The organism is Streptomyces sp. NPDC059248 (assembly GCF_042753905.1).
Classification (GTDB): Bacteria; Actinomycetota; Actinomycetes; order Streptomycetales; family Streptomycetaceae; genus Streptomyces.
The window spans coordinates 1-2,017 of the sequence record NZ_JBHYZV010000174.1; the positions used below are offsets into that span (position 1 = coordinate 1).

Annotated in this window: 2 protein-coding genes; both read right to left on the reverse strand. The window is 69.7% G+C overall.

The annotated features are described in order from the left end of the window. Positions 1-55 precede the first annotated feature (55 nt). On the reverse strand, positions 56-799 hold the full coding sequence (locus ACFXG1_RS33100) for a hypothetical protein (RefSeq protein WP_384723524.1): 744 nt from the start codon (positions 797-799) through the stop codon (positions 56-58). Between the two features lie 172 nt (positions 800-971). Further along, the gene (locus ACFXG1_RS33105; RefSeq protein ID WP_384723527.1) at positions 972-1,748 is read right to left on the reverse strand and encodes a S1 family peptidase; all 777 of its coding nucleotides are present in this window, start codon (positions 1,746-1,748) and stop codon (positions 972-974) included. Between the last annotated feature and the right edge of the window lie 269 nt (positions 1,749-2,017).

Below are 2,017 nucleotides of genomic sequence, written 5' to 3' on the forward strand. Positions count from 1 at the left end.
CCCCCGGGCGTGGTATCGCCCGGGGGTGCGTACGTCCGCCGTGCGGGCCCCGGCCTCAGTTGCCGAGCAGGTTCAGCAGGTTCTGGGTGGCCTGGAAGCCGTCTCCCGCCGTCAGCAGGAACCGGTGGATGCGCCCGACCGCCTGGTCACGCGGTTCGTCGGCGCCGTCGGCCACCGCCGCGTCCAGGGCGTCGGCATGGCTGAGCGCCGTGTCGGCCACGCCCTGCGGCGCCCGCGCGGCCTCCTCGCGCAGCAGCCGTGACAACTCCCCGTACGAGAAACGGACTTCCTGCGACTGGTGGTGATGGACGTTCGTCCGCGCCCCCGGACTGTTCACGGTGGCGGTGTTCGGGCCCGAACCGGAGGTCTGGTTGATGGTGAACCCGGGAGTGGCTTCCCTGCGGCCGACATTCGCCATGTTCTCCCTCACTCCGGCCTCCGTGGCCCGATAGCGGTACTCATTGATGGGATGGCGCGGGCCCACGACCTGGTGCGCGAAGCCCAGGCCCGTCAGCCTGCCCATGATGTGGTGGATGTCCGCCGAGTTCCAGGACCGGTCCGCGAAGTAGCGCGTCAGGTCGACGAAGACATCGGGAACGCTGCCGCTCTTGCCGCACAGATGGTCGAGAGCCTCCAGGGCGAGCCGGTCGGTCCGCTCGGGCGGGGTGGAACGGGGTGGCAGGGACTCCAGGAACGTCTGTGCCCGTCGTACCCGCGCCCGCACGTCCCGGCCGTGTTGGACGAAGAGGCAACAGAGGACCAGGACGATGCCGAACGGAAGGATGGTCGTGACGCTCACAGAGACGTCCTCCCCCTGGCTCTCCTGCTGAAAGGAGTCACAGGGTAGGGCGATCCGGGCGCCGGAACCAGATGTGGATCCGGCCATTCGCGGCAGCCGTGGAGCGATCTCCCACGGATCGCCCGTCAAGGCCCACCGCACTCGGCGGTGGGCCTTCGGCTTCCGGGGCAGGTCAGCTCGTGGGCACGCCGAGGTCGGCCGCGATCGCGCTGGTACGGGTGAAGACCGACTTCGGGTGCTCGGTGTCGCAGTACTTGTTGCCGGTGGTGACGATGCCGATCACCTTGCCGCCCGCGACGAGCGGGCCGCCCGAGTCACCCCGGCAGATGCTGTTCTGCGTACCGGCGGGCGGTGTACCGCAGACCTTCCGGGCGAGGGTGTCGGTCGTGTCGGTGAAGGGGTCGCACTGGGCGATGGGCGAGAGGACGAGCTGCGCCGACTTCAGCCGGGTGGCATTGGTGTCGCGCGCGATCCTGCCCCAGCCCACGGCCTTGGCGGTACTCCCCACCGTGTAGAGCGCGTTGTCCTGGGGGCCCGCCACCTTCAGGGGGGTGTAGGGCATCGCCCGGGACAGGGTGATCACGGCGGCGTCATTGCTCAGAAAACCCTGCTGCCCGTACTGGGGGTGGAGGAGGACCGAGCTGATCGAGCGGACCGTTCCCGTCCCGCTCGCCAGCTGGGTACGGCCCCCGATGACCTTCATGGCGGTAGCGGTCGCGTCGTCGACGCAGTGGGCCGCCGTCAGCACCTTGGTGGGCGCGATCAGGGTTCCGCCGCACGCCTGCTGACCGTCCGGCGTGGTGAGCAGCATCGCGTACGGATGGTCGGTGGTGGTGGTGTTCTGACCGTCGTGGATGGCGCCGGCCGGGACGGTGGTCACCGCGAGAGCGGTCGCCGCGAGGGCCGAGGTGGTGAGTACGGCAGCCGCACGCCTGCTGAACACGGACATGGTTCTCCCTTTCGATCCACTGCGCGCGACCGGTTCCGGCCACGCGCTCCGCGCAGCAGGACGGGAAATCCGGCCGGTACGTTCCCTTCTTCCGCGAATTCCCTTGCAGTGGGCACCTGTTGGCGCCGGGCGCGCTCCCCGCGTGAGCGGGGAGCCGCCGGGGAGCCGCCGGGTCTAGGGCGTTTCTTAGCGATCACCTCGCGGCCCAGATGTGGATGGCCGCGAGGTGTAGGGCTGCCCGGTAGATCGTTGCCGTCTTGTCGTAGCGG

What these genes read in the sequence shown, in the direction of transcription:
- ACFXG1_RS33105 (WP_384723527.1), bottom strand. Translation starts at nt 1,748, where the DNA reads ATGTCCGTGTTCAGCAGGCGTGCGGCTGCCGTACTCACCACCTCGGCC.